The following is a 23685-nucleotide window of genomic DNA, read 5'->3' on the forward strand; positions in this document are numbered from 1 at the left end:
CCGTCAGTTGGGCTCTTCGAGCGACTGTCGCTCCTCCTGTTTCGCGTTCGACGCCGAGAGCGCCCGATCGACCAGGTTCCCGTGGGCCCGCCGGAGACGCTCGGAGAGCGCCTGATGGGAGACGTCGAGGCTGTCTGCGAGTTCCGACATCGTCGCCTCGCGTGGCACGTCGTAGTAGCCCATGTCTTTGGCCTCCGCGAGGGTCGTGTACTGCGATTCCGTCAGTCCGAACTGTGATTTGTCGTCGTTGTCGAGGCGGTAGATGGAGTCGACAGTGAGATCCAACCCCTGTTCCTCGCAGAAGTCGTAGGTCCGCGACAGCGAGTCGTGATCGGGAAACATCACCTGCAGGCTCCACGTGTCGCCGTTCGAGCGCGCCTGCGTGATCGCACCCTCCTCTTCGAGCAGGAGATGCATCACGAGTTCGACCTCGTCGACCCAGCTCATGCGATAGAAGCGTTCGTCGTTGAACTCGGCGAGGACGTCGAACGTCTCGACCGAGGGATCCCCGGACAGCGCCTCCTCGAACGCCTCGAAGTCGTCTGCGCTGACCCAGACGAAGGGCATCGCCGAATCGGACTCCTGTGCGGCGAACCGTTCTATCTCGACGTAGAGACCGGAGACCTGCCCGAAGGTCTCAGCGAGGGCGAACTGCTCGACGGGGACCTGAAAATCGGTGATCGTCGCCATAGTCCATCTAAAACCACGCATAATGATAGGGGTTTCTACATCCTACACCGCGCCTCTGGGCGTTCACCCTCGCGTCTGACCCCTTACTGAACGTGAACGAATCGAAATACCACTCGTCAATAGATTTATATGTATCTATGATATCGTGGAAATTAAGTGGCGATCGGCCCGACTTCGGGTCGCCGTTGGAAACACGGCAGCGTTTCTCGAGGACGCGTCAGAGGCACCATACAGCGATCCCGGGCGGGGCGTTTTCTCCCGTCGAGTACGATTCGTCCACAGTCGTTCGGCCGGAACTATAGTACACAGGCGAGCGCAGGGAGAACACCGACAGACGCCGAGGACGAACGTGGGGGCATGACCGTCGAACCACCGACAGTCCCCGAGGGGTGGTCGTGGACGCAAAGGGCTCCCGACCGGATCGAACTCGCCCGCGAGGACGGCCCGAGTCTGGTGGGTGAACTGACGGAGCGTGATCGGCCGTGGCGGGTGCTCTGTCGGGTCGGCACGGGGGAGGCGGTCGTCGTCGATGCACTCGGCGAGGTCACAGAACGGGAGGCCGCCTACGCCGTGCTTGCGGACGCCGCACTCCGTATCGAACGTGAGGACCTCCCCGAGCCCCATCTGGGACGGGTGCTCACCGTCGAGGACGGGGCGATCCGGCGGCGCGAATGGCGGATTCAGTGATTGATTCTCGTCGGGCGAGGCGTTTTTAGGCGGCCGGGGCGGAAGGTCGGTATGGACGTCGGCATCGTCGCCCAGAAGGACAACGCCCGCGCGGCGAACCTGGCCGACGAGCTCATCGAAACGCTCCGCGGGGAGGAGGCGAACGTTCGGATCGACACCGCGACCGCCGAGGCCCTCTCGACGTCGGGCGTCGACCCCTCGGCGATGCGCGACTGTGACCTCGTGGTGAGCATCGGCGGCGACGGTACCTTCCTCTTTACCGCCCGTGGAGTGGGCGCGACCCCGATTCTGGGGGTGAATCTGGGTGAAGTGGGCTTTCTGAACGCCGTCTCACCCGCCGACGCCGTCGCCGCAGTTCAGGAAGAAATCGCATACGCCCGTCGCACCGGAACCGTCCGCTCGCGGCCGGTCCCCCGGATCGAGGCCCGTGGCGAGGACTGGTCGCTCATGCCCGCCGTCAACGAGATCGTCGTTCAGGGGCCCCAGCGGGGCCACGGACAGGGCTGTACGGTCGAGGTCCGGGTGGACGGCTCGCTCTATACGGGCGGGCACGCCGACGGCGTGTTGTTCTCGACGCCGACGGGCAGCACCGCCTACAACCTGAGCGAGGGCGGGCCGCTCGTCCATCCGGGGGTCTCGGGGATCGTGATCACCGAGATGTGTGCCGCCGAGGCGATGCCGTCGCTGGTCGTCGGCGACGATCGCTCCCTCTCCGTGCGGGTCGACGACGCCGATCTGGCCTACGTCATCGGCGACGGCAAGGAACAGCGGGCCATCGAGCCCCCCGCACAGATCGAGATCGGTCTCGCCGCGGAGCCGGCACACCTCGCGGGCCCTCCGGTGGACTTCTTCGAGGCGCTGGGCAAACTCGATTGACGACCCCAGATGGAAACGTTGAATCGCCGTCGGCCCTAGCCCATAGTCAATGAGCAGGCAACTGCCGGACGTACAAGCCGATAGCCCCGAGGTCACCGTCGGACTGAGCCAGGTCGGGGTTACCGGCGTCGAGAAACTCGTCAAGGTCGCGCGCCCCGACGAGCGCCCGATCGTCCTGATGGCCGACTTCTCCGTGTTCGTCGACCTCCCCAGCTGGCGAAAGGGCGCGGACATGAGTCGGAACATGGAGGTCATCAACGAGATCCTCGAGGACGCCGTGAGCGAGCCGACCTACCGGGTCGAGGACGTCTGTGGCGACGCCGCAGAACGCCTGCTGTCCCGGCACGACTACACCTCGCGGGCGGAGGTCTCGATGGAGGCGGAGTACATGACCCGCGACCGCACACCCGAATCGAATCGAGAAACGCAGGGCACCGTCGACATCATCGCGGGCGCGACCGCCACGGAGGAGGGCACCCGCGAGGAGATCGGGACCCGAGTCACTGGAATGACCGTCTGTCCGTGCTCGCAGGGGATGTCCGCCGCCCGCGCCCGCGGAACTCTCGAAGACCTCGACGTCGACGACGAGGTCATCACCGAGTTCCTCGATACGGTACCCCAGGCGGGCCACTCCCAGCGCGGCCATGCCACCATCACCGTCGAAAGCGAGGGCGCACCCGAGGTCGACCTGAACGACCTGATCGACGTGGCTCGCGACTCGATGAGCGCGCGGATCTACAACCTCGCGAAACGGCCCGACGAGGACCACATGACCTACGAGGCCCACGCCGACGCGAAGTTCGTCGAGGACTGCGTGCGCGCGATGGCCGAGGGCGTCATCCGGGAGTTCCCCGACCTGCCAGAGGACGCGGTCGTGACGATGAAACAGTCCAACGACGAGTCGATCCACCAGCACAACGCCCACGCCGAGCGTGTCGCGGAACTGGGGTCGTTGAAGGAGGAGTTCAACGGCGACTGAGGACGGATCCGACACCCGTTTAGGCGCGCCACCCGCAGAGCCGCCAATGACCTTACGCGTGACCTTTCTGGGGACCAGCGGCGCGGTTCCCACCGCCCAGCGGAACCCGAGCGCGATCCACGTCAACCGCGAGGGTGAGGAGGTGCTCTTCGACTGTGGGGAGGGCACCCAGCGCCAGATGATGCGCTTTCGGACGGGGTTCTCGATCTCGGCGATCTTCCTCACCCACGTCCACGGCGATCACGTCCTCGGCCTCCCCGGACTCCTCCAGACGCTCGATTTCAACGATCGGGCCGAGTCGCTCACTATTCATACCCCTCGTGGGACCCGCCGCACGGTCGAGGACCTCGTGGGCGCGCTCGACGCCCGGCTGGGCTACCCCCTCGAGGTCCGTGAAGTCGCCCCCGGCGAGACGGTTCGCGAGGGCGAGGAGTACGAGATCCGTGCGTTTCGGACCGAACACCGCACCCGGTCGGTGGGGTACGCCCTGACCGAATCGGATCGCAAGGGCCGGTTCGACCGCGAGCGCGCCGAGGAGCTGGGCGTGCCCGTCGGTCCGGCGTTCGGGCGACTCCACGCTGGCGAGCCCGTCGAACTGGAGGACGGCACCGTTATCGAGCCCGAGCAGGTGGTCGGCCCACCCCGTCCCGGACGGCGGGTCGTGTACACGGGCGATACGCGCCCGACCGAGGAAACCGTCGACGCGAGCGAGGACGCCGACTTGCTGATCCACGATGCGACCTTCGGGGACGACTGGGCCGAGCGCGCCCGGGAGACCGGGCATGCGAGCGCCCGCGAGGCCGGCGAGCTCGCCGCCCGTGCCGGGGTGAAACGCCTCGCGCTGACGCATATCTCCTCGCGATATGCCGGCGACGCCTCCCGGCTCGCCCGCGAGGCCGGCGAGGAACACGACGAGGCCTTTGTCGCCGAGGACGGTATGGAGATCGAGGTCCCGTTCCCGGAATAGAAGCTATCGTCCGGGAGACCGATCGACGATGTGGGAGAATGCTACCGTTTCGAACCGGGCAGCTCCGGCCCATATCGTAGCCGTTTCGTAACGGGCGTGGCGTTAATATATCTCGCTTCCGTACATCCGTTCGTGAGCGCGCGAACGAGTGCCCTCGATACGCTGATTTTTGGCGTCGACATTCAAAGCGGGGACGTCCGGGGCGACGCGCCCTCGTATGCCGTCGTGGCATTCGACGGCGAACACATCGACAAGGACGTCGTCTCCTACCGGAAGCTCCGGCGGCTGATCGGACGGGAGGAACCCGACATCCTCGCGACGGACAACGTCTACGAACTGGCCGCCGACAAGGACGCCCTCGTGGGCTTTCTCAGGGAGCTTCCGAGCGACACCACGCTCGTGCAGGTCACCGGCGCACAGCGACCCGAACCCCTCTCGCGGGTCGCCTCGCGCCACGGCGTCCCGTACGGCAAGAAACCGATGAAGGAGGCCGAAGCCGCCGCCCGGCTCGCGGCGGGCAACGTCGGCCACGAGGTCAGCGCTTTTACCAACACCACGCGGGTGAAGGTCTCTCGGGGTCGCTCGACGGGCAAGGGCGGCTGGAGTGCGGATCGCTACACCCGACGGATCCACGGCGCGGTCAGGAAACGGGCCCGCGAGATCGAGTCGAACCTCGACGGGGCGGGTCTGGAGTACGAACAGAACGTCACGGAGAAGTACGGCGGCTATTCGAGCGCCGTCTTCGTCGTCGAGGCCGATCCTCACGAGATCCCTGTCTCGACGGGGCGGGCGGGCGACGTCCGAGTCGAGATGGAGCGAGAGCGCACCGACGGCATCGAGTTCGAGCCCCTCGCGAAACGTCGCGATCACGTCCTCGTGGGGATCGACCCCGGCACCACGACCGCGGTGGCAATCGTCGGCATCGACGGCGAGGTGCTCGACGTCCTGAGCACGCGAACCGCCGACACCGCCGCGGTCATCGAGTGGATCATCGAGCGGGGCCGACCGTTCGTCGTCGCCGCGGACGTCAGGCCGATGCCCAACACCGTCGAGAAGATCCGCCGGAGCTTCGACGCGGCGAGTTGGGTCCCCGGAACCGACCTCCCGATCGACGAGAAACAGCACCGGACCCGCGAGGTGGGCTACGACAACGACCACGAGCGCGACGCGCTGGCCGCGGCGCTGTTCGCCCACGACGACCACGCCGATCAGTTCGAGCGGATCGCCCGGAAGACACCCGCACGAATCGACACCGGCGAGGTGATCGCCCGCGTAGTCGGTGGCGAGAGCCTCGAGGCCGTCTTCGACTCCTACCGGGAGGACGACGGCGGGGGCGAGGAGGGCTCGACGGAACACACCGAATCCGAGCGCAGCCCCGAACAGAAGCGGATCGCGACCCTCGAAACGCAGGTCGAGCGACTCAAGAACCATACGAACGACCTGAAGGGCACCGTCGAGGAACGTGACGAGCGGATCGCGGACCTCGAAGACGACCTCTCGAAGCGTCGCAGCGAGGAACGAAAGGAGATCAGGAGAAAACGCGAGATCACGCGCCTCGAACGCGAGACCGATCGCCTCGAACGCGAGCGCGACGAGGCCCGCGAGGAGCGCGACGCGCTATCGGAAAAACTCGACCGGCTCAAGGAGCTCTGGAAGCTCGATCACTCGAACTTCGCGGACGTCGACGGCGAGAAACGGGATCTGATTCCGGTAAAACCCATTGAGAAGTTCACGATGGATGCGATCGAGCGCGCCGAGGAAGCCTACGGCCTCTCGAAGGGCGACGTGATCCTGCTCCGAGACGCGAGCGGGGCGGGGCCGAAGACCGCCCGCCGGCTCGCCGAGAGTCCGCCACGGGTCGTCCTCAAGAACGGCGGGCTCTCCGATAGCGCCGACGAGATCCTCTTCGAGGCGGGAATTCCTGTGGGGGATGCAAGCGAGGTGACGGTTCAGGAGGTCGACGAACTCGCCGTCGCCCGCGAAAGCGAGGTCGAGGCCGTCATCGAGAGCTGGCGCGACCGGGCGGAGGAGCGCCGCCGCGAGCAGAACGCCTCGATGGTCGATCAGGTCATCAGCGAGCACCGCGCCGAGAGTCGCTGACTGCGTGACGACCGCTTAGAACATCCCGCCCATCCCGAAAGCCGAGAGCATCCCCGAGACGAGCGATTTGACGGCGAGCCCGAGGCCGACGAGCACGAGTCCGAGACCGGCGGCGATCAGTGGGCTCTCGACGGCGACGAGCGCGAGCCCGACCAGAACGAGCAGAAGGCCGACGATACCGGCGAGACCGAGTCGATCGAACATGACGGGGCTGGGGACGCCGCCGGTATAAACCCCCTGACGCACTGCTCCGGCGGGTTTAAACCGCAACCTGTCGAAGCCCGGCGTATGAGCGACGACGGAAACGGGGGACGAGAGGACCTCCGGATGCCCGAGGAGGGCGAAGTGTTCGCCACGGTGACCGAGATGCTCGGCGCGAACCGGGTCACGGTCCGGTGTGCCGACGGGGTCGAACGGACCGCACGGATTCCAGGGCGGATGCGAAAGCGCGTCTGGATCCGCGAGGACGACGTCGTGTTGGTCGAGCCGTGGGACTGGCAGGACGAGAAGGCCGACGTGACGTGGCGCTACGAGCAGAGCGATGCCGACCAGCTCCGACGTGAAGGACACATCCGGTAGCTCACGTCGTTCGGCCTTCGGATTGGGTCGCGGTGTGGACCCGGACTTTTATCGCTGGCACCTGTAGATGTGCCATGGGCAACACGGAGGGAGAGTTCGACCTGCTCGATCCGGACGGCGCGGAGGGGGTTGGCGACGAGTGGGAGGAGATCGACGTCACCGACACCGAGGCCGACCGCGTCGCACGAAAACGCGACCGGGAGTTCAACCAGTTCAGAAAGCGCATCAAGGACGCAGACCAGTTCAAGGTCGAGGCGTCGGTCTTCGACGAGGCGACCCTGCGGGCGCTCTATCGGTTAGTGCATCACGGCCACATCCAGGCGTTCGGCGGGCCGATCTCCACCGGAAAGGAAGCGAACGTCTACGAGGCACTCGGCGCGGAGGAACAGGTCGCAGTGAAGATCTACCGGATCAACGCTAGCGACTTCAAGGACATGCGCGAGTACCTCATCGGCGACCCCCGGTTCGAGGAACTCGGCGGGGACAAAAAGCGGGTGGTGCTCGCGTGGACCCGAAAGGAGTACGCGAACCTCGAACGAGCGCGCAAGGCGGGCGTCAGGGTGCCGACGCCGATCGCCGTCGAGAGGAATGTACTGGTAATGGAGTACATCGCGACCGACGGCGAGCGGGCAAAGCGCCTCAATGAAGTCGAGATCGAGAACCCCGAAACGGCCTACAACGTCGTCCGGGAGTACATGCGCCGGCTCAACGACGCCGGGCTCGTCCACGGCGACCTCTCCGAGTACAACATCGTCTTTCACGAGGGCCAACTCGTCTTCCTCGATATGGGCCAAGCCGTCACCGTTCATCACCCTAACTCCGAGGCGTTCCTCCGGCGCGATTGTGAAAACGTCACGAACTTCTTCACCCGACAGGGGCTCGAAACCGACGCCGACGACCTCTACGCCTTCGTCACCGGCGAGTCCGTGGCCGAGGAGTGATTCACAGAGAGGATACGATTACGGCCGTACTGGAGGATCGGAGACACTGCTGATTGGCACACACTTTTACGCGTACCGACAGTACTTCTCGTATGTCATATAGGGTCCCCCTATGATCCGCGCCGGAGACGGTAGCGATGACTGCCGACCGACCGAGCCGATGAACGGCGGTCGAACGGTCGGACATCCCCGCAGGGGAGAGGCCGACCGATGGAGCTGAACCACGTCCGTCGGGGCACGGGTGAATCGCTCCTATTGATCCACGGGCTGGGCGGGAGCTGGCGGTCGTGGGGGCCGGTGCTCGACGGGTTGGCCGCCGAGCGCGAGGTGATCGCGCTCGACCTGCCCGGTCACGGCGATACCCCGCCGCTCGACGGCGAGACGTCCATCGCCACGCTCGCCGATGCGGTCGAGGGGTTCATGGAGGCTCGGGACCTCGCCGGGGTCGACGTGGTCGGGAACTCGATGGGCGGACGGCTCGTCCTCGAACTCGCACGCCGGGGTGAGGTCGGTGACACCGTCGCGCTCGATCCCGGCGGGTTCTGGGAGGGCTGGGAGCAGTACTTCTTCTTCGCGACCATCGCCCCGTCGATCCGCCTCGTCCGGGCGCTCCAGCCCGTCATGGAGACACTCACCGCGAGCGCCGTGGGCCGGACACTGCTTCTGGCACAGCTCTCGGCGCGCCCGTGGGACCTGCCCGCGGACGTCACGCTCGAGGAGCTACGGACCTTCGCCGACTCGCCAGTGTTCGACGAGTTGGTGGATCGGCTGGCGTTCGGGCCCCCACAGGAGGGAGCCGACTCCACGCCGGGATCGGTCGTGATCGGCTGGGGGCGCAAGGACCGCCTCACCCTTCCCCGTCAGGCGGGTCGGGCGATGGAACGGTTCCCCGACGCTCGGCTGTACTGGTTCGACGAGGCCGGCCACTACCCCCACTGGGACCGTCCCGAGGAGGCGACGCGCCTGATCCTCCAGACCACCGGCTGAGACTGATTGAAATCGGCCTTCGAGACGGTCACGCTCGGACGCTCAGCGGTCGCCGAACCGTTCGGGCCACGATTCGAGCGCCCCCGCGGCGGCGGCGGTCGTCGAACCCGTGTGTAGGATCTGATAGCCGTCGTCGATTTTCTCGGCGACGTCATCCTCGCCGAAGCCCAGCCCGCCGATCGCGACATCCGAGTCGCGGGCGGCCGACACGACCGTCCCGACGGCCTCCTCGACCTCGGGGTGATCTGGTTCGCCCGGATGGCCCATCGCCACCGCCAGATCCAGCGGGCCGAGGAAGACGAACCCCAGTTCGGGGACCGAAAGGATCTCCTCGATTTCCTCGACGGCCGCCGGCTCCTCGACCGTGACGCCGATCATCGTCTCGCGGTCCTCGACTTCGACGTAGTCCCTCGTTCGGCCCCACCGGCTCGCCCGCGGGTTCGCGAAGCCCCGCTTTCCGGGCGCGCCGTCGTACGAAAAGCGCGCGGCCTCGACAGCCCGACGGACCTCCTCGGCGGATTCGACGTGTGAGACGAACAGGTTCCTGACGCCGGTATCGAGCGCCTTGCGGATCGTCGCCGGGTCCGGTGAGGGAACCCGAATGAGGAGTTCGGTTCCCGCAAGTTCCGCGGCCCGGAGCAGACCCGCGAGCGCGTCGGCGTCGCGGGGTGAGGGCCCGGCGTGTTCGAGGTCGTGCCAGACGAAGTCGAAGCCCAACTCGCCGTAGACCTCGACCATTTCGGGGCTGTAGAGGTCGTCGAGCACCCCCAGCGCGACACCGCCGTCCTCGACGGTGGCGCGGAGGGAGTTCCGTCGCACGCGGTCGTCGCCGGCGTCGGAATCGGGTGTCATGGTTCGTTCCCACTACGCGTAGCGGTCGCATAAGTACGAGGGCGGTTCGCATCCCGTGGGCGTCCCGCCTTCGACGGGCCGATAGAGCCGGATCCGTCGAGCGATGGCCGAACGCTTAACCTAACCGAGCCAGTAGATCGGATATGAACCACGTGAAGATTCCGCAGGACCGCGTCGGCGCGCTGATCGGTGCGGGCGGTGAGACGCTGCGAGAGATCGAATCGCGTGCGGAGGTGCGCCTCGACGTCGACTCGGAGAACGGGGCGGTGCAGGTCGAAACCGTCGGCGACCCCGTGACTGGACTCAAGGGCCCGGAGATCGTCCGAGCGATCGGGCGCGGATTCGCCCCCGAGGACGCCATGGAACTGCTCGAGGACGACGTGATGCTGTTCGACCTGATCGACATCGACGCCGCCGCCCGCAACAAGAAGGACCTCCAGCGAAAGAAGGGCCGGCTCATCGGCGAGGGCGGGCGAACCCGCCAGATCATGGAGGAGCTCTCGGGAGCGAACGTCGTCATCTACGGGTCGACGATGGGTGTCATCGGGCGGCCCGAACAGGTCTCTATGGTCCGCGAAGCGGCGGAGATGCTCCTAGAGGGGGCCCCTCACGGCGCGGCTTACTCCTTCCTCGAACGCAAACACAACGAGCAGAAACGCGACGACCTGAGCTACCACCGCTTCTCCGGCGGGGAGTCGGCGTAGTATATAAACATCCGTGCGATAACCTGTCACGACGTGGGAAGACAGCAGTTCCCACGCCTGCGACGACCGGTTCCGGTGCTTTTATATAGAAGCACAAACAATCCTTCTCCTGACCATGGCTCAGCAGATGGGTAACCAGCCCCTTATCGTACTCTCGGACGACAGCCAGCGCACGTCCGGACGGGACGCACAGTCGATGAACATCACGGCCGGGAAGGCCGTCGCCGAGTCCGTACGAACCACGCTCGGCCCGAAAGGGATGGACAAGATGCTCGTCGACTCCTCGGGTGGGGTCGTCGTCACGAACGACGGCGTCACGATCCTGAAGGAAATGGACATCGAGCACCCCGCCGCGAACATGATCGTCGAGGTCGCCCAGACCCAAGAGGAGGAGGTCGCGGACGGCACCACCTCGGCAGTCGTCGTCGCGGGTGAGCTCCTGAAGCAGGCCGAGGAACTCCTCGATCAGGACATCCACGCGACCACGCTCGCACAGGGGTACCGACAGGCCGCAGAGAAGGCAAAGGAGGTCCTCGACGAGATCGCGATCGACGTCGACGCCGAGGACACCGACGTCCTGACCCAGATCGCCGCGACCGCGATGACCGGCAAGGGCGCCGAGAACGCCCGCGACGTGCTCGCGGAACTCGTCGTCGACGCCGTTCAGGCTGTGGCCGACGAGGACGGCATCGACACCGAGAACGTCAAAGTCGAGAAGGTCGTCGGCGGCGCGACCGCCGAGTCCGAGCTCATCGAGGGTGTCATCGTGGACAAGGAGCGCGTCCACGACAACATGCCCTACTTCGCCGAGGACGCGAACGTCGCGCTGCTCGACGGCGCACTCGAAGTCAAGGAAACCGAGATCGACGCCGAAGTCAACGTCACCGATCCCGACCAGCTCCAGCAGTTCCTCGACCAGGAGGAGTCCCAGCTCGAGGAGATGGTCCAGCAGATCAAGGACGTCGGCGCGGACGTCGTCTTCGTCGGCAGCGGCATCGACGACATGGCCCAGCACTTCCTCGCACAGGAGGGCATCATCGCAGTCCGGCGCGCGAAGGACTCGGACCTCTCGCGACTCGCCCGCGCGACCGGTGGGAGCGTCGTCTCCAGCGTCGACGACCTCGACGAGGACGACCTCGGCTTCGCCGGCTCCGTGGCACAGAAGGACATCGGCGGCGACCAGCGCATCTTCGTCGAGGACGTCGAGGAGGCCAAATCGGTCACGCTGATCCTGCGCGGCGGCACCGAGCACGTCGTCGACGAGGTCGAGCGCGCCATCGACGATTCGATGGGCGTCGTTCGCGTCACCCTCGAGGACGGCAAGGTCCTGCCCGGCGGCGGCGCACCCGAGATCGAACTCGCGCTCGCGCTGCGTGACTTCGCCGACTCGGTCGGCGGGCGCGAACAGCTCGCCGTCGAGGCCTTCGCGGACGCACTCGAGGTCAACCCCCGCACCCTCGCGGAGAACGCGGGTCTCGATTCGATCGACTCGCTGGTCGAACTGCGCAGCCAGCACGACGGCGGCGCGACCGCCGCGGGGCTGGACGCCTACACCGGTGACGTCATCGACATGGAAGCCGAAGGCGTCGTCGAGCCCCTCCGAGTCAAGACGCAGGCCATCGAGAGCGCAACCGAAGCGGCCGTGATGATCCTGCGTATCGACGACGTCATCGCCGCGGGCGACCTCTCCGGCGGGCAGGTCGACGGCGACGACGGCGGCGACGACGAGATGCCCCCGGGCGGCGGCGGAATGGGCGGCATGGGCGGTATGGGTGGAATGGGCGGCATGGGCGGCGCGATGTGAAATAGGTCACACGTCCGTACCATCGACCAACCACCCGACCGACGAATCGACTTCTTCCCGTTTCCGATCGATCAGCGGCGCGGCTCGTCGCTCAGAAACAGGCTGTCCTCGTTCTCGTTGAAATAGACGTCGAGCGCCCGCAGTACGCCGACGTAGATCGCGCTGGTGAGGAACACGAACACGATCAGACTCCAGAAGACCCAGAAGATCACTTCAACCATATATTAACATAACACTGACAAAATATTTTGTTCTGGCCGGCTCGTGGAGCCGAATCGAAGTGATCAGTCGCGCCCGAACAGCGAGGCGGCGATCGACAACCCACCGAGTACCAGTAACGCGACCGGGAATCCCGGCACGGCGACGTGGGTCGAACACTCGTTGAAGCCGCGGTCGGGCGTATAGCGGAGGTCGGTACCGTCGAAACCGTAGATCACCGGCCCGCCCGGCGGTTCGCCGACCGCGGCGACCTCGGTACAGCCCGACAGGGGAAGCGGCGGCGATAGAGCGACAATTGCCAGCAGTCCCACGCATGCGAACAGGAGCGCGGAGATCCCCGCCTGGAACGCCAGTCCTCTCATGATTCGGGCGAAGGGACCGGACGGACATGTAGGTAGGGGCCGGTTGCGAAACGCAACGTTTCAGCAGAAATAGGACCTACTCCTCGAGTTCGAGCGGGAACTGGCGGTTCTCGATGGGGGCGTTCAGCACGACGCTGGTGTTCGATTCGCGGATGTCGGGGTCCACGAGCAGGGACTTGATCCCGTCGTTCATGGCGTCGGTGTCCTCGAACTTCGCGACGGCGATGATGTCGTGGTCGCCGGTGACCTCGTAGACGCTGATCATTCGGTCCGACTCCCTGAGGCGTTCGGTCACGTCCGGCAGGGCGTTCCCTTCGACCTTGAGCTGGAGGATCGCGGTGACGTCGTAGCCCAAGAGACCGTAGTCGAGCTTCGGGGTGTAGCCGGTGATCGCACCCTCCTCTTCGAGGTCCGAGAGGTGATTGGAGATGGTCGTCACGGACACGTCCAGTTCCTCGGCGAGACTGCGCAGACTCGCACGACCGTCGTCCAGCAGCGCGTTCACCAACTTCGAGTCGAGATTTTCGTACGTCATCACTTCTACCCATCCACTGCATCCATTAGAAGTTTACGAATATCCAGTTCTATTTGGGAAACGGAATACTTGCGCAGAGCGATAGTATTTTGGTGGCAACTGTGTTCAGAGAGAGTGTCGAGAACAATGGCAAACGGAAACATTACATCTGAGGAACAATCGGTCCTGCAGCGTATCGACGAGGAGAACGTCAACTTCCTCCGCCTGCAGTTCACCGACATCACCGGCACGGTCAAGAACGTCGCCATCCCCGCGAGTCAGGCCGAGAAGGCCTTCGACGAGGGGATCTGGTTCGACGGGAGTTCGATAGAAGGGTTCGTCCGCATCCAGGAGTCGGACATGCGCCTCGAACCCGACCCGTCGACGTTCGAGGTCCTCCCGTGGAGATCCGACGGCGACGTCGCGAGCGCGCGCCTGATCTGTGACGTCGTCAACACCGACGGCACGCGCTTTGCGGGCGGCCCGCGACAGGTCCTCAAGAGCGTTCTGGAGACGGCCGACGAGATGGGCTATACGGTCAGCATCGGCCCCGAGCCCGAGTTCTTCCTCTTCAAGACCGACGAGGAGGGCAACGCGACGACCGTCCCCCACGACACGGGCGGCTACTTCGACCTCGCGCCGCGTGACCTCGCGAGCGACGTCCGCCGGGACATCATCTTCGCGCTGGAAGACATGGGATTCGAGATCGAGGCCTCCCACCACGAGGTCGCCGAGGGCCAACACGAGATCAACTTCAAGTACGAGGACGCGCTCGAGGCGGCGGACAACATCGCAACCTTCCGGTCGGTGGTCCGTGCGGTCGCCGCACAGAACGACCTGCACGCTACCTTCATGCCCAAGCCGATCGCCGAGATCAACGGCTCGGGGATGCACACCCACATCAGCCTCTTCGACGAGGACGGCAACGCCTTCGCCGACGACGGCGACGAGTTCAACCTCTCCGAACTCGCCTACAAGTTCATGGGCGGCATCCTGAACCACGCCGAAGCGTTTGCCGCCGTCACCAACCCGACGATCAACTCCTATAAGCGCCTCGTCCCCGGCTACGAGGCCCCCGTCTACATCGCGTGGTCGGACGTCAACCGCTCCGCGCTCATCCGGGTTCCCGACGCCGCGGGCGCGAGTTCGCGCTTCGAGGTCCGCAACCCCGACCCGTCGTGTAACCCCTATCTCGCGCTCGCGGCGATCATCGGCGCGGGCCTGCACGGCATCGAGACCGACGCGGATCCCGGTTCACCCGTGCGCGAGGACATCTACGAGTTCGACGACGCCAAACGCGAGGAGTACGGCATCACGACGCTGCCGCCGGACCTCGAGCGCGCGGTCGACGCCCTCGAGGCCGACGAGGTGGTTACCGACGCGCTTGGCGAGCACGTCACCGAGAAGTTCATCCAGGCGAAACGTGCCGACTACGCCGATTATCGGACTCACGTCAGCAGCTGGGAGACCGAGAAGTACCTCGAGAAGTTCTGAGGTGGTCTCCAAAGCGGTTTCGATCCGAATCGAGTGCGCATCAGCGCGATCGTTTTTTGAGCGCGTTTCGGCGTCTTACCGTCCCCCCGATCCGACCGACGGGGAGATCAGGCGAGCAGTTCGACGAGCGCCCACGCTAGCCCGATAGCGATTCCGGCACCGAGCAGGTTCCCTCCGGCGTTGCCGATCGCCTGACCGGGCTCGCCCGTCTCCCAGAGACGGACGGTCTCGAAGGAGAACGACGAAAACGTCGTGAACGACCCGCAGAGGCCGGTCCCGAACAGCAGGAGGAGCGTCGTGTCCGCACCGAGAAACGTGACGAATCCGAGGGCGAAACTCCCGAGGACGTTCACCGTAAACGTTCCCGTGGGATACCCCTTGACGTCGACGAGCGCGCTGACGTACTGTCGGAGCAACGCGCCGATCGCACCGCCGGTACCGACGACGTGGGCGGGGTCGAACTCGATCACGCCGACCACCGCCGGTCGGTCGAGCGCGCGAGCCAGCGCCCGAGGAGCACGCCCGAAAAGCCGAGCGCGTAGTTCGCGAGGACGTTCAGCACCAGCCACGTCGGTGCTGACTGGGCCGACTGGAGGGCGAAGGTGCTGTAGGTCGTAAACGACGAGATGAACCCGGTCGAGACGACTGCCCGGGTTTCGGGGGCCAAGACGCCCGCGTACAGCGCTTCGTACAGGACGAACCCGAGCGCGAAGCTCCCGAGGACGTTGACCGCGAGCGTGCCGTACAGACCCGGCAGGAGGGTATCGGCGAGATACCGGAGGTTCGAGCCGGCGAACCCGCCGATGGCGATCAGCGCCAGCGATTCGAGTCGAACGAGCGGATGGTGGGTCGTCTCTGACATGGCTCTCGATGAAAAGGAGTCATCAGCCGAGGATGGCGGTTGGGGCGGGCGGACTCCATCGCCCGGACCCACGACGTGGGGGGTCGAGAGTGCGTTCTCGCGGTGAGGCCATGACGATTCCGGTTCAGCGACGGGGCAGTCTGTCGGGACCGTCAGTTCCCGCGCCAGTTACGGATCGCGTCGTTGATACGACCGGGGAACCCGAGGACTCCCAAACCAGTGCCGACCGTGACCATCACGACGTACAGGCCGAGCGTCGAGAGCCAGAGGACGAGCATCGCGGCGATGGCCCACCCGCCGGTGAGGAAGAAGAACGCCCCGAGCGTCATGACCGTCCCGTACAACAGGACGAGATACGGCCCCCAGCCGGTGGCGTGACCGCGCCGAATCCGCTTTCTGACGTACTTCTTCAGGTCCGATTCGACGTCCTCCTTCCCGACGGTTCGGTCCTCGATATCGGCCCGAAAGGTATCGAGGTCGGTCCTGAGCGATCGGACCTCGTCCTGCAGGCCGACGACGTCGGGTGCGGGTCCGCGTTTTCCGGTCCCGGCCTCGTCGTGGGCCGTCCGGGTCGATTCGGTGGCCTCGTCGGTCTCGGCACCGATATCCGGACCCGGTTCGCGCGGGGAATCGGTCACTGCACGCGTGCCCTTCCCGTCGGCCGCCGTGGTCGTTTCGGTGGTCTCTTCGCCTGCGCCGTCCGTATCGTTGTCGCGATTCATGAGTACTGAGTTGAGTACGGCACCGAGGATGATCAGAACGCCGCCGATATAGAGCCACGTCAGCAAGAGCAAGATTCCGCCGATCACGCCGTAGGCCTCGTACTGGCCGGCGTTCGAGGCGTACAACCCGAACACCGAGTGCAGGGCCGCCCACCCCGCGCCCGCGAGGACGGCCCCCGGGATCGCATCGCGGACGGTCATCCCGTCGAGATCGGGCATGAAGTAGTACATCGGGAGGAAGACGACAGAGAGCGCGATCAGCGCGAACAAGGGGGTCACATAGCCGATGAAGGGGATCGCCGGAAGGATCGCGTAGACGGTCCCGAGGACGAGCATGCCCACGACCGCCAGCAGGATCGAGAGGAAGACGATCAGGGCGTTCGCGATCTGGGCGACGATCGACTTATCGAGCCCGGAGTCGTAGACGATCGAGAAGGCCGTATCGAGGCCTCTGAACAGTTTCAGCGCGCTCCACAGCAGGACGACCGAGCTAGCGATCGTCGCCCCACCGCGGCCGGCTTCACCGGTGATCGCCCCCTCGATCGCCTCCTGGCCGGCCGGCGCGAGGAACTCGCTCGTCCGATCGAGGATCTGGTTTGCGAGCGCCTGGCCGCCGACCGCGCTCACGGCGACGAAGGTGAACAGCAACAGCGGAATGAGGGAGACAAAGGCGTAGTACGCGATGCTCGCCGCGAGAAACGTGGCCTCGTTCTCCTGCACCTCCTCGACGACGTCGCGGCCGATCCCGACGGCGTTCGTCATGCGGCGATTCACACCGGGATTGGGTCGGGCAGATACAAATACTCGGGGGATGTCATTCGCAAGCCCCCGCCCTCGTCACCGCGTCGTGCATCTTTTCAACGGTCGCGTCGGTCTTGAACGCCGTTCCGTGGTAGTGCGCCCGGGAGGCCGCGAACCCGGACTCCCGGAGCGTCCCGAGGAACTCGTCCATCGATTCGGCGGGCCGACCCCACTCCTTGCAGAGGCGGTGCTGGTCGTAGTGGGTCGGATACTCGAGTTCCCCCGAGAGCGCCGCTACCAAGCGATTGGCGCGCTTCGCGCTGCCCCACTCTTCGTCGATGTTTTCGCCCACGCGCTCGCTGAACTCCCGGTTCCGGATCGAGCCGAGCCAGACCGGTCCCGCCGTCAGCACCCGATTCGAGCCACACAGCGGGCAGGCCTCCCACGGGTCGGCGATCAATCCCTCGCTGTGCTCGCGGTGCAGACAGTCCTCGCAGTGGTCGATGTAGCCCAACTGCTCGATCGCGCGGTTCCCGTCGGTGGCGCTGTGTTCGAGGTCGAGGTAGGTCCGGACGTAGTGGCGGGTGACGTGGCTGAAGACCGGGACGATTCCGACGTCGTAGCGCGCGGCGGTGCGGGCGAGTGCCGACAGCAGGATTCGCAGGCCCATCTCGGGGTGGTAGTCGGTGTTTTGGGGAACGGCACTGTACTTCCTGACCCCGCTCTCGAAGTGTGCGCCACACAGCGGTGCGGTGTCGGTCGCGGTGACACAGACCATGTTGCGGGCGTTCGCGAACGCGGCGTCCGCGAAGGGGATCGGCGTGCCGTAGGGGTCGAGGTCCACGACGTCGAACAGCCCCTCGTGGAGCAAGGCGTTCGCGTCCCGATTCACCACGTCACTCTCGAACCCGTTTCGTTTGAGGTTCTCACGACAGAGGGCGGCGTTTTCAGTCTTGTAATCACAGAGCGTCGCCTCCCAACCGTCGGCGGCCGCCCGCACGCCCCTGATCCCCGACGCGCTCATCGCGTCGAGATACCGCTGTGCGCGGGGCTCCCGGTCGCGGTACGCTCGGAGGACGGCGATCGTCAGGTCGCGGTTCAGTTCCTGATCGGGGTTGTAAAAGGCCTCGCCGGTCTCGATTTCGACCCCACCCTCGCGTACGCGCATGACTCCTTGTCGGTGGCGAGCGGGGGAAAAGCCATGCGATCCACACGGGAGAACCGAACCGGTTTAGCCCCGTCCGTCCCAAGGGCGAGCGTGGCAGACCCGGTCGAGACGTGGACGGCGGACCTCGCGAGCGCGGGCCGACTGACCGGCTCCGTAGCCGAGCGGATCATCGCGGTCCACGGTGACCGGGGCGTGCGCGCAATCGAGGCCGTCACCGAGGGTAGAGTCAAGAAATACCGCGATTTCACGGTCGTCGTCGGCCACGACGAGGAGTACGTCGTCGAGGGTCGGGGCTGTACCTGCAAGGACGCAGAGTACAACCTCGATCCCGAGGATCCGGCCGAACGCTGCTGGCACGCGCTGGCGGTCGTCATCGCAGAGGCCACCGGACGGGTCGACGAACACGACATGTGGTACTCGGAAGTCCGCAGTTTCCTCTGAAAGCCCTCGGAACGCACTGGCGCGAATTTCTCGCCCTTTTCATGTCGCTACGAGAGAGCGCTCCGCGCTCTCTCGGCGTCCCGGAAATCTTCGATTTCCGAGGACCGCCAGGTCGCATACGCAGCCGGGCGGCTACCCGGCTGCGTAGAGCACCTGCCTTTCCCCGCCCCGCTCATGCGGTCGCCGAGTTGGCGACCGCCCTCACGCCGGCCGCCGCACCTCGGTCGATAAATCGAAGCCGTCTCGCTTCTAGCTCCCACCATGGACCCACGGCTCGCGCGGATCTCGCTGTTTCCGATCAAATCCCTCGACGCCTTCGAGCCCGAGCGCGCCGAGGTCACTTCTGAGGGGCCTATCGCGGGCGACAGACGGTATGCGATGGTCGATAACGAGGGCGAGTACGTAAACGGCAAACGTACACCGGCGGTCCATCGGCTGCGGGCGAGTTACCACGATCCCGACCGAGCCGATCTCTCGATGCTCGAAAGCGATGCCGACGAGTTCGACCTCAGGGCCGACCGTGAGGAACTCGCCGCGCGCCTCTCCGAACACTTCGAGTATCCCATCGAACTGATCCGCGACGAAACAGGACTGCCCGATGACACGGAGATTCCGGGTCCAACGGTCATCAGCACCGCGACGATCGAGACAGTCGCCTCGTGGTTCGACCTCGCGCCCGAAAACGTGCGTCGGCGCTTTCGCGCAAACCTCGAAATCGGGGGCGTCCCCGCCTTCTGGGAGGACCGTCTCTTTTCGGATCACGGTCGCGTCGTCGACTTTTCTGTAGGAGGCGTCCGCCTTTCGGGAGTGAACCCGTGTCAGCGCTGTGTGGTACCCTCGCGGGATCCAGACACCGGTGAGGAACTCGACGGGTTTCGCGAGCGGTTCGTCGCGAAGCGCCGCGAAACGCTGCCCGAGTGGACCGACTCGGATCGGTTCGACCACCCCTTCCGGCTGATGGTCAACACCCGGGTTCAGGACGACGGCGAGGTGGAGGTGGGCGACCCCGTCGAGATCCGCGGCGAGCGTGACGAACTCGAGTAGCCGTTACAGGAGCGGTTCAGTCCTCCGCACAGATCCCGACGAAGTTCCGCAGTATCGCAAGCCCCGTCTCGCCGCTCTTCTCGGGGTGGAACTGCGTCCCGAAGACGTTGCCCGCCTCGTTTGCGACGACCGCGGGGAACTCGATCCCGTAGTCGGTGGTCGCGACCACGCTGGAGGGATCCTCGGGCTCGGCGTAGTACGAGTGGACGAAGTAGGCGTACTCGCCGTCGACGCCCTCCACGAGCGGGTGCTCGCGCTCGATCGAGAGTTCGTTCCAGCCCATGTGAGGGACCTTCTGGCCCCCGTCGAACCGGAGGTTCGTCCCCGGGATCAGGTCCAGTCCCCGGACGTCGCCCTCGCCGTCGTGGGCGGCTTCTTCGCTGTCGGTCAACAGCATCTGCATCCCCAGACAGATCCCGAATGTCGGCTGGCCCCGCTCGGCGGCTTCGAGAAGCGGTTCGCGGTACGGCCCGGCGTTCTCGACGCCCTCGCGGAACGCGCCTACCCCGGGCAGCACGATCCCGTCGGCCTCGGAAAAGGCGTCGGGGTCGTCGGTGATTTCCACCTCCGCCCCGGCGCGTTCCAGCCCCCGGGTGACGCTCCGGAGGTTTCCCAGCCCGTAGTCGACGACGACGACCTCAGCGAGGGTCGTGGGTGCCCGCGGAGTCTGCGTGTTCGTGTTCATAACTCGTCGTATGTCCCTCCCGGTAAAGTCCCTTTCCGTCGCGCTAGTACGAGTCCAGTCGGGACTGATCGCTCCTTTCCGCGCCGATCAGCGCCGCGGCCTCCTCGATCGTCGAATCGAGCGTCGCCTCCTGTGAGCGGTCGTAGAGCATCGCGGCGGGATGAACGCTGATCAGGACTTTTCGAGCCACGCCGCCGATCCGGTGTTCCGCGACGCTTCCGGCCTCCTTCGTTACCGCCACGTCACGTTCCAGCAGGTGTTCGGTGGGGACCTTCCCGACGGTCATAACGAGTTCGGGATCGATCAGTTCGATCTCGCGTTCGAGATAGCCCCGGCAGTTCTCGAGTTCCTCCTTCGTGGGATCCCGGTTTTCGGGCGGGCGACACCGCACGCAGTTGGTGATCCGCACGTCCTCGCGGGCGATCCCGTGCTCGCGAAGCTTCTCGTCGAGTTGCGTCCCGCTCCGGCCGACAAAGGGCTCGCCTTCGCGGTCCTCCTGTTCGCCCGGGGCCTCCCCGACGATCAGCAGGTCGGCGTCTTCTGGACCAACGCCGTTGACGATCCGCGAGCGCGATTCGACGAGCGCGGGACAGCGCTCGCAGTCGGTCACGCGGGGTCCCTCCATGTTCTCCATACTCCCGCTTCGAGAGCGGGCTACAAATCCTCTCGGAAGCGATCCGCGGCCCGGGCCGCGAGTCGCGCGACTCTGAGCGGCTCGGGCCGTCCGCCCTCGGGCGTCAGGGTCGAAAGCAGTTCACGGGCCTCCGCGGAATCGAGACCGACGCCGCGCCAGTACAGCGTCTCGCTGTTCACCTCGATTCGCTCGCGTGCGGGCTGGCGGTCGTAGGTCGCGAGCCGCCGGTCGCGTTCGTCCCCCGAAAAGGCCCGTTTGACCGGTCCTTCGAGTCCCTCGCTTTCCTCGAAGCTCACGGCACAGACCGGGCGACCGATCTGGTCTGCGATCTCGGGCAGATCGACGACGTTGTACCACGCGGGTGCGATACCCGACAACAGGAGATACCGGACGTCCTCGCGGTCCAGCTCGGAAAACAGCCCACGAACGGCGTCGGTGGCGTCTTCTCCGCCGACGGTGATCGATCCGAAAACGAGGCCGTCGACGACTCGATCGGCGCGCACGACCGCACCGGCCAGCGTGCTTGCCTCACCCGGGGATCGGTCGCCGCGATAGGACTCGGCGATGCCCAACACCCGGCTTCCGGCTTTCACTCCTCTTTGATCTCTTCGAGCTTGGAGAGCAGTTCGTCGTTCGACGCCCCGTTGTCGAACGTGATCGCACCGTCGTGGGTGTTCTCGTTGGTGTCGACACCGTCGCCATCCTCGAAGTCGGTGTCGTAGTCTTGATTCTCTTGTTCGGTTTCATCGTAGCTCCCAAAGCCCATATGTGTCTTTACTGGCCCCGTTCACTAAAAATCCACGCCGCCGAGACAGTTGTCGTGATCTCACCAACAACACTACGGCCTGAACCGGCCGCGGGCGACCACACGCCGGTACAACCCTTATACGAACGGCCGACGAGCTACCGGTATGGCCGTCTACAACCTGACCGCGGACGCCGATACGTTCACCTGTAACGTCTTTCTGGTCACCGGCGAGGAGACGACACTCGTCGATGCCGGGGCGATGCCGGGGATCGTCGACGCCATCCGGGAGCATACCGACGACCTCGATCGGGTCGTCCTCACCCACCAGCACAGCGATCACGTCGAACGCCTCGACGCGGTGCTAGAGGCGTTCGATCCCGACCTGTACGCCTACGCCGATCACCCCGATCGGACCCACGCACTCGACGACGGCGATGTCGTCGTGATCGGCGACGAGGAGTGCGAGGCGATCTACACACCCGGTCACGCCGACGACCACCTCTCGTTCGTGAGCGAGACGACGGTATACAGCGGCGACGTCGTGGTCCACGACGACGGCGCGTTCGAGGGCGGCAGCTTCGGCCGGACGGACATGGCCGGTCAGTCCCGCGAGGAACTGATCGAGAGCGTCCGACGTCTCCTCGATCGCCTGCCCGAGGGTGTCGAAGACATGTACTCGGGCCACGGCGGGGAGTTCCACGGCGACGTCCGGGGCGTGATCGAGCGGGCGCTCGAACGGGCCGAGCGCCGCGAGCCGAAGTATCCCGAGGACTAGCTGAACCCGGCCCAGACCTCGTTGACGGTCTCGATGACGCGATCGACCTGTTCCGCGTCGAGGCGGGCGTGGATCGGGAGGTCGATCACCCGCCCGGAGGCCCGATAGGCGTTCGGACACTCCCCGGGCGGACCGAGGATGTACGAGTAGGACTTCGAACAGCCGACGCCGCGGCGCTGGAGCGCGTTCGCCATCGACTCGCGTCGGGAGCGTGGGACCTGAATCGGGTACCGGAAGTAGGCGTGGTCCTCCGCGGCCGGCGGACGGTCGATACCGTCCGCGAGCCCGCGACGGTAGCGCTCGGCGTGGCGGCGTCTGGTCTCGACGGCACTCGAAAGGTCACGGAACTGTGTCCGGAGCATCGCGTGCTGGCGATCCGTAAAGCGTTGGGGAGTTCCCCGGTCGAGGAACCCCGCACTCGTCCGGAAGTACGGATCGAGCAGCGTCGAACGGAGCGCCCCGTAGACCGGTCCCGGAAGCGCCCGCATGACGGTCTCGCCGAGGACGATCCCGCCGAGCGTCGCGACGGTGCGGATGTCGGGTCGGGGGGCGGCCGATCGGGGCGGATCGACGCCCAACAACAGCCCGCCCTTGTAGATCGTCGCCTCCTTCGTGAAGCGAAAACTGAACAGACAGTAGTCGCCGTGCCGGCCGATCCCGTCGTTTACGTGCATCGCCCCGAGTGCGTGAGCGGCGTCCTCGATCACCGTCAGGTCGTACTCGGCGGCGAGGTCCGCGACCCGATCCATGTCACAGGGCTCGCCGAAGAGATGGGTCGGGATGATCGCCTTCGTCCGGTCGGTGACGCGCTCTCGAGCGTGATCGAGGTCCATCGTGTAGCCCTCGTCGATATCGACGTGGATCGGGGTGGCGACGTCCTCGACGACCCGGTCGACCGAGAGATCCGAATAGGAGGGGGTGAGGACCTCGTCGTCGCCCTCGATCCCGGCATCCCGAAGCGCGTACCACAGCGCCGCCCGTCCAGAGGAAAAGCCCGCCCACCGCTCGAATTCGGTCCGTTCGAGTAGGGTGGTAGGAAACGACGGCCCGCTCGTCTCCGGAAACACGACATTCCACAGGTCGGCCGAAACGCTCTCTGTCATTGCGAAC

29 protein-coding genes and 1 riboswitch are annotated in these 23685 nt (G+C 65.7%); of the genes, 14 read left to right on the top strand and 15 right to left on the bottom strand.

All coding sequences use genetic code 11. The features are described 5' to 3' along the window. Positions 1-3: 3 nt before the first annotated feature. Positions 4-690, bottom strand: coding sequence for a helix-turn-helix domain-containing protein (locus HAPAU_RS05140; RefSeq protein WP_066380383.1), 687 nt, complete (start codon positions 688-690; stop codon positions 4-6). A gap of 357 nt (positions 691-1047) precedes the next feature. Here HAPAU_RS05140 and HAPAU_RS05145 point away from each other — a divergent pair, with 357 nt between their 5' ends. The 5 genes from HAPAU_RS05145 (at position 1048) to HAPAU_RS05165 (ending at position 6299) form a co-directional block, all read left to right on the top strand. Then, positions 1048-1377 carry a hypothetical protein gene (locus HAPAU_RS05145; protein WP_066380384.1) on the top strand — a complete coding sequence of 110 codons (330 nt, stop codon included), beginning with the start codon at positions 1048-1050 and terminating at the stop codon, positions 1375-1377. Positions 1378-1428: 51 nt separating this feature from the next. Next, positions 1429-2253 (top strand): NAD(+)/NADH kinase, encoded by an 825-nt coding sequence (locus tag HAPAU_RS05150; RefSeq protein WP_066380386.1) that lies wholly within the window; start codon positions 1429-1431, stop codon positions 2251-2253. 49 nt (positions 2254-2302) lie between these two features. Next, entirely contained in the window at positions 2303-3232 is a 930-nt protein-coding gene (gene mptA, locus HAPAU_RS05155; RefSeq protein ID WP_066380388.1) for a GTP cyclohydrolase MptA, read from the top strand. Positions 3233-3278: 46 nt separating this feature from the next. Beyond that, a complete protein-coding gene (gene rnz / locus HAPAU_RS05160) occupies positions 3279-4199 on the top strand; it encodes a ribonuclease Z (protein WP_066380389.1) in 921 nt (306 codons plus the stop codon). A gap of 132 nt (positions 4200-4331) precedes the next feature. Further along, positions 4332-6299 carry a DUF460 domain-containing protein gene (locus HAPAU_RS05165; RefSeq protein WP_066380391.1) on the top strand — a complete coding sequence of 656 codons (1968 nt, stop codon included), beginning with the start codon at positions 4332-4334 and terminating at the stop codon, positions 6297-6299. Between the two features lie 15 nt (positions 6300-6314). Here the strand turns inward: HAPAU_RS05165 and HAPAU_RS05170 are convergent, their stop codons facing one another. After that, positions 6315-6503: a DUF7470 family protein gene (locus tag HAPAU_RS05170; RefSeq protein WP_066380395.1), complete on the bottom strand. Its 189-nt coding sequence runs from the start codon at positions 6501-6503 to the stop codon at positions 6315-6317. Between the two features lie 84 nt (positions 6504-6587). On the opposite strand from HAPAU_RS05170, the gene eif1A reads away from it, so the two are divergent. From eif1A to HAPAU_RS05185, 3 genes are all read left to right on the top strand, one after another. Beyond that, a complete protein-coding gene (gene eif1A, locus HAPAU_RS05175; protein ID WP_066380396.1) occupies positions 6588-6878 on the top strand; it encodes a translation initiation factor eIF-1A in 291 nt (96 codons plus the stop codon). A 74-nt stretch (positions 6879-6952) separates the two neighbouring features. Further along, positions 6953-7819, top strand: coding sequence for a serine/threonine-protein kinase Rio1 (rio1, locus tag HAPAU_RS05180; RefSeq protein WP_066380398.1), 867 nt, complete (start codon positions 6953-6955; stop codon positions 7817-7819). Positions 7820-8029: 210 nt separating this feature from the next. Next, entirely contained in the window at positions 8030-8806 is a 777-nt protein-coding gene (locus tag HAPAU_RS05185) for an alpha/beta fold hydrolase (protein WP_066380400.1), read from the top strand. Positions 8807-8848: 42 nt separating this feature from the next. Here HAPAU_RS05185 and HAPAU_RS05190 read toward each other — a convergent pair whose 3' ends face one another. Beyond that, positions 8849-9658: an HpcH/HpaI aldolase family protein gene (locus tag HAPAU_RS05190; RefSeq protein ID WP_066380402.1), complete on the bottom strand. Its 810-nt coding sequence runs from the start codon at positions 9656-9658 to the stop codon at positions 8849-8851. A 143-nt stretch (positions 9659-9801) separates the two neighbouring features. Here HAPAU_RS05190 and HAPAU_RS05195 point away from each other — a divergent pair, with 143 nt between their 5' ends. Continuing rightward, positions 9802-10362 carry a KH domain-containing protein gene (locus tag HAPAU_RS05195; RefSeq protein WP_066380404.1) on the top strand — a complete coding sequence of 187 codons (561 nt, stop codon included), beginning with the start codon at positions 9802-9804 and terminating at the stop codon, positions 10360-10362. A 127-nt stretch (positions 10363-10489) separates the two neighbouring features. Beyond that, entirely contained in the window at positions 10490-12166 is a 1677-nt protein-coding gene (gene thsA / locus HAPAU_RS05200) for a thermosome subunit alpha (protein ID WP_066380406.1), read from the top strand. Positions 12167-12237: 71 nt separating this feature from the next. Here thsA and HAPAU_RS21565 read toward each other — a convergent pair whose 3' ends face one another. The 3 genes from HAPAU_RS21565 to lrp form a co-directional block, all read right to left on the bottom strand. Continuing rightward, complete coding sequence (locus tag HAPAU_RS21565) at positions 12238-12387, bottom strand: hypothetical protein (RefSeq protein WP_169802622.1); 150 nt, start codon at positions 12385-12387, stop codon at positions 12238-12240. A 63-nt stretch (positions 12388-12450) separates the two neighbouring features. Then, complete coding sequence (locus tag HAPAU_RS05205) at positions 12451-12747, bottom strand: hypothetical protein (protein WP_245634034.1); 297 nt, start codon at positions 12745-12747, stop codon at positions 12451-12453. Positions 12748-12823: 76 nt separating this feature from the next. Further along, the gene (lrp, locus tag HAPAU_RS05210) at positions 12824-13282 is read right to left on the bottom strand and encodes an HTH-type transcriptional regulator Lrp (protein ID WP_066380408.1); all 459 of its coding nucleotides are present in this window, start codon (positions 13280-13282) and stop codon (positions 12824-12826) included. Positions 13283-13408: 126 nt separating this feature from the next. On the opposite strand from lrp, the gene HAPAU_RS05215 reads away from it, so the two are divergent. Further along, positions 13409-14755 (top strand): glutamine synthetase family protein, encoded by a 1347-nt coding sequence (locus tag HAPAU_RS05215; RefSeq protein WP_066380410.1) that lies wholly within the window; start codon positions 13409-13411, stop codon positions 14753-14755. 107 nt (positions 14756-14862) lie between these two features. Here HAPAU_RS05215 and crcB read toward each other — a convergent pair whose 3' ends face one another. The 4 genes from crcB to HAPAU_RS05235 all read right to left on the bottom strand — a co-directional run bounded on the left by crcB (position 14863) and on the right by HAPAU_RS05235 (position 18248). Then, positions 14863-15225, bottom strand: coding sequence for a fluoride efflux transporter CrcB (gene crcB, locus HAPAU_RS05220; protein ID WP_066381901.1), 363 nt, complete (start codon positions 15223-15225; stop codon positions 14863-14865). Then, a complete protein-coding gene (locus HAPAU_RS05225; protein ID WP_066380411.1) occupies positions 15222-15617 on the bottom strand; it encodes a CrcB family protein in 396 nt (131 codons plus the stop codon). Before HAPAU_RS05225 ends, crcB begins: the two co-directional genes overlap by 4 nt. A 6-nt stretch (positions 15618-15623) precedes the next feature. Beyond that, a riboswitch (Fluoride riboswitch) is annotated at positions 15624-15689 on the bottom strand. Between the two features lie 80 nt (positions 15690-15769). Next, positions 15770-17101, bottom strand: a complete 1332-nt coding sequence (locus HAPAU_RS05230; protein ID WP_066380412.1) for a YihY/virulence factor BrkB family protein — start codon at positions 17099-17101, stop codon at positions 15770-15772. Between the two features lie 52 nt (positions 17102-17153). Further along, positions 17154-18248, bottom strand: a complete 1095-nt coding sequence (locus tag HAPAU_RS05235; protein ID WP_066380413.1) for a tRNA (guanine(26)-N(2))-dimethyltransferase — start codon at positions 18246-18248, stop codon at positions 17154-17156. A 33-nt stretch (positions 18249-18281) separates the two neighbouring features. On the opposite strand from HAPAU_RS05235, the gene HAPAU_RS05240 reads away from it, so the two are divergent. Together HAPAU_RS05240 and HAPAU_RS05245 are read left to right on the top strand one after the other, a co-directional pair. Then, positions 18282-18689 (top strand): hypothetical protein, encoded by a 408-nt coding sequence (locus HAPAU_RS05240; RefSeq protein WP_066380416.1) that lies wholly within the window; start codon positions 18282-18284, stop codon positions 18687-18689. Between the two features lie 261 nt (positions 18690-18950). Further along, entirely contained in the window at positions 18951-19733 is a 783-nt protein-coding gene (locus HAPAU_RS05245; RefSeq protein ID WP_066380417.1) for an MOSC domain-containing protein, read from the top strand. A gap of 16 nt (positions 19734-19749) precedes the next feature. Here HAPAU_RS05245 and hisH read toward each other — a convergent pair whose 3' ends face one another. The 4 genes from hisH to HAPAU_RS05265 are packed head-to-tail and all read right to left on the bottom strand — an operon-like array spanning position 19750 to position 21818. Next, positions 19750-20418: an imidazole glycerol phosphate synthase subunit HisH gene (hisH, locus tag HAPAU_RS05250; protein WP_066380418.1), complete on the bottom strand. Its 669-nt coding sequence runs from the start codon at positions 20416-20418 to the stop codon at positions 19750-19752. A 43-nt stretch (positions 20419-20461) separates the two neighbouring features. Continuing rightward, entirely contained in the window at positions 20462-21052 is a 591-nt protein-coding gene (locus HAPAU_RS05255) for a uracil-DNA glycosylase (protein ID WP_066380419.1), read from the bottom strand. 20 nt (positions 21053-21072) lie between these two features. Next, positions 21073-21645 (bottom strand): endonuclease dU, encoded by a 573-nt coding sequence (locus tag HAPAU_RS05260; protein ID WP_066380420.1) that lies wholly within the window; start codon positions 21643-21645, stop codon positions 21073-21075. Then, positions 21642-21818 (bottom strand): DUF5786 family protein, encoded by a 177-nt coding sequence (locus HAPAU_RS05265; RefSeq protein ID WP_066380423.1) that lies wholly within the window; start codon positions 21816-21818, stop codon positions 21642-21644. Before HAPAU_RS05265 ends, HAPAU_RS05260 begins: the two co-directional genes overlap by 4 nt. 145 nt (positions 21819-21963) lie before the next feature. On the opposite strand from HAPAU_RS05265, the gene HAPAU_RS05270 reads away from it, so the two are divergent. After that, the gene (locus HAPAU_RS05270) at positions 21964-22575 is read left to right on the top strand and encodes an MBL fold metallo-hydrolase (protein ID WP_066380425.1); all 612 of its coding nucleotides are present in this window, start codon (positions 21964-21966) and stop codon (positions 22573-22575) included. Here HAPAU_RS05270 and HAPAU_RS05275 read toward each other — a convergent pair. Next, a complete protein-coding gene (locus HAPAU_RS05275; protein WP_169802623.1) occupies positions 22572-23678 on the bottom strand; it encodes a DegT/DnrJ/EryC1/StrS family aminotransferase in 1107 nt (368 codons plus the stop codon). The two genes, HAPAU_RS05270 and HAPAU_RS05275, sit on opposite strands and share 4 nt — an antisense overlap. Between the last annotated feature and the right edge of the window lie 7 nt (positions 23679-23685).

Origin of the sequence: Halalkalicoccus paucihalophilus, assembly GCF_001593955.1 — an archaeon.
GTDB classification, from domain to species: Archaea; Halobacteriota; Halobacteria; order Halobacteriales; family Halalkalicoccaceae; genus Halalkalicoccus; species Halalkalicoccus paucihalophilus.

What these genes read in the sequence shown, in the direction of transcription:
- HAPAU_RS05140 (WP_066380383.1), bottom strand. Translation starts at nt 690, where the DNA reads ATGGCGACGATCACCGATTTTCAGGTCCCCGTCGAGCAGTTCGCCCTC.
- HAPAU_RS05145 (WP_066380384.1), top strand. Translation starts at nt 1,048, where the DNA reads ATGACCGTCGAACCACCGACAGTCCCCGAGGGGTGGTCGTGGACGCAA.
- HAPAU_RS05150 (WP_066380386.1), top strand. Translation starts at nt 1,429, where the DNA reads ATGGACGTCGGCATCGTCGCCCAGAAGGACAACGCCCGCGCGGCGAAC.
- mptA (WP_066380388.1), top strand. Translation starts at nt 2,303, where the DNA reads ATGAGCAGGCAACTGCCGGACGTACAAGCCGATAGCCCCGAGGTCACC.
- rnz (WP_066380389.1), top strand. Translation starts at nt 3,279, where the DNA reads ATGACCTTACGCGTGACCTTTCTGGGGACCAGCGGCGCGGTTCCCACC.
- HAPAU_RS05170 (WP_066380395.1), bottom strand. Translation starts at nt 6,503, where the DNA reads ATGTTCGATCGACTCGGTCTCGCCGGTATCGTCGGCCTTCTGCTCGTT.
- eif1A (WP_066380396.1), top strand. Translation starts at nt 6,588, where the DNA reads ATGAGCGACGACGGAAACGGGGGACGAGAGGACCTCCGGATGCCCGAG.
- rio1 (WP_066380398.1), top strand. Translation starts at nt 6,953, where the DNA reads ATGGGCAACACGGAGGGAGAGTTCGACCTGCTCGATCCGGACGGCGCG.
- HAPAU_RS05185 (WP_066380400.1), top strand. Translation starts at nt 8,030, where the DNA reads ATGGAGCTGAACCACGTCCGTCGGGGCACGGGTGAATCGCTCCTATTG.
- HAPAU_RS05190 (WP_066380402.1), bottom strand. Translation starts at nt 9,658, where the DNA reads ATGACACCCGATTCCGACGCCGGCGACGACCGCGTGCGACGGAACTCC.
- HAPAU_RS05195 (WP_066380404.1), top strand. Translation starts at nt 9,802, where the DNA reads ATGAACCACGTGAAGATTCCGCAGGACCGCGTCGGCGCGCTGATCGGT.
- thsA (WP_066380406.1), top strand. Translation starts at nt 10,490, where the DNA reads ATGGGTAACCAGCCCCTTATCGTACTCTCGGACGACAGCCAGCGCACG.
- HAPAU_RS21565 (WP_169802622.1), bottom strand. Translation starts at nt 12,387, where the DNA reads ATGGTTGAAGTGATCTTCTGGGTCTTCTGGAGTCTGATCGTGTTCGTG.
- HAPAU_RS05205 (WP_245634034.1), bottom strand. Translation starts at nt 12,747, where the DNA reads ATGAGAGGACTGGCGTTCCAGGCGGGGATCTCCGCGCTCCTGTTCGCA.
- lrp (WP_066380408.1), bottom strand. Translation starts at nt 13,282, where the DNA reads ATGACGTACGAAAATCTCGACTCGAAGTTGGTGAACGCGCTGCTGGAC.
- HAPAU_RS05215 (WP_066380410.1), top strand. Translation starts at nt 13,409, where the DNA reads ATGGCAAACGGAAACATTACATCTGAGGAACAATCGGTCCTGCAGCGT.
- HAPAU_RS05225 (WP_066380411.1), bottom strand. Translation starts at nt 15,617, where the DNA reads ATGTCAGAGACGACCCACCATCCGCTCGTTCGACTCGAATCGCTGGCG.
- HAPAU_RS05230 (WP_066380412.1), bottom strand. Translation starts at nt 17,101, where the DNA reads ATGACGAACGCCGTCGGGATCGGCCGCGACGTCGTCGAGGAGGTGCAG.
- HAPAU_RS05235 (WP_066380413.1), bottom strand. Translation starts at nt 18,248, where the DNA reads ATGCGCGTACGCGAGGGTGGGGTCGAAATCGAGACCGGCGAGGCCTTT.
- HAPAU_RS05240 (WP_066380416.1), top strand. Translation starts at nt 18,282, where the DNA reads ATGCGATCCACACGGGAGAACCGAACCGGTTTAGCCCCGTCCGTCCCA.
- HAPAU_RS05245 (WP_066380417.1), top strand. Translation starts at nt 18,951, where the DNA reads ATGGACCCACGGCTCGCGCGGATCTCGCTGTTTCCGATCAAATCCCTC.
- hisH (WP_066380418.1), bottom strand. Translation starts at nt 20,418, where the DNA reads ATGAACACGAACACGCAGACTCCGCGGGCACCCACGACCCTCGCTGAG.
- HAPAU_RS05255 (WP_066380419.1), bottom strand. Translation starts at nt 21,052, where the DNA reads ATGGAGAACATGGAGGGACCCCGCGTGACCGACTGCGAGCGCTGTCCC.
- HAPAU_RS05265 (WP_066380423.1), bottom strand. Translation starts at nt 21,818, where the DNA reads ATGGGCTTTGGGAGCTACGATGAAACCGAACAAGAGAATCAAGACTAC.
- HAPAU_RS05270 (WP_066380425.1), top strand. Translation starts at nt 21,964, where the DNA reads ATGGCCGTCTACAACCTGACCGCGGACGCCGATACGTTCACCTGTAAC.
- HAPAU_RS05275 (WP_169802623.1), bottom strand. Translation starts at nt 23,678, where the DNA reads ATGACAGAGAGCGTTTCGGCCGACCTGTGGAATGTCGTGTTTCCGGAG.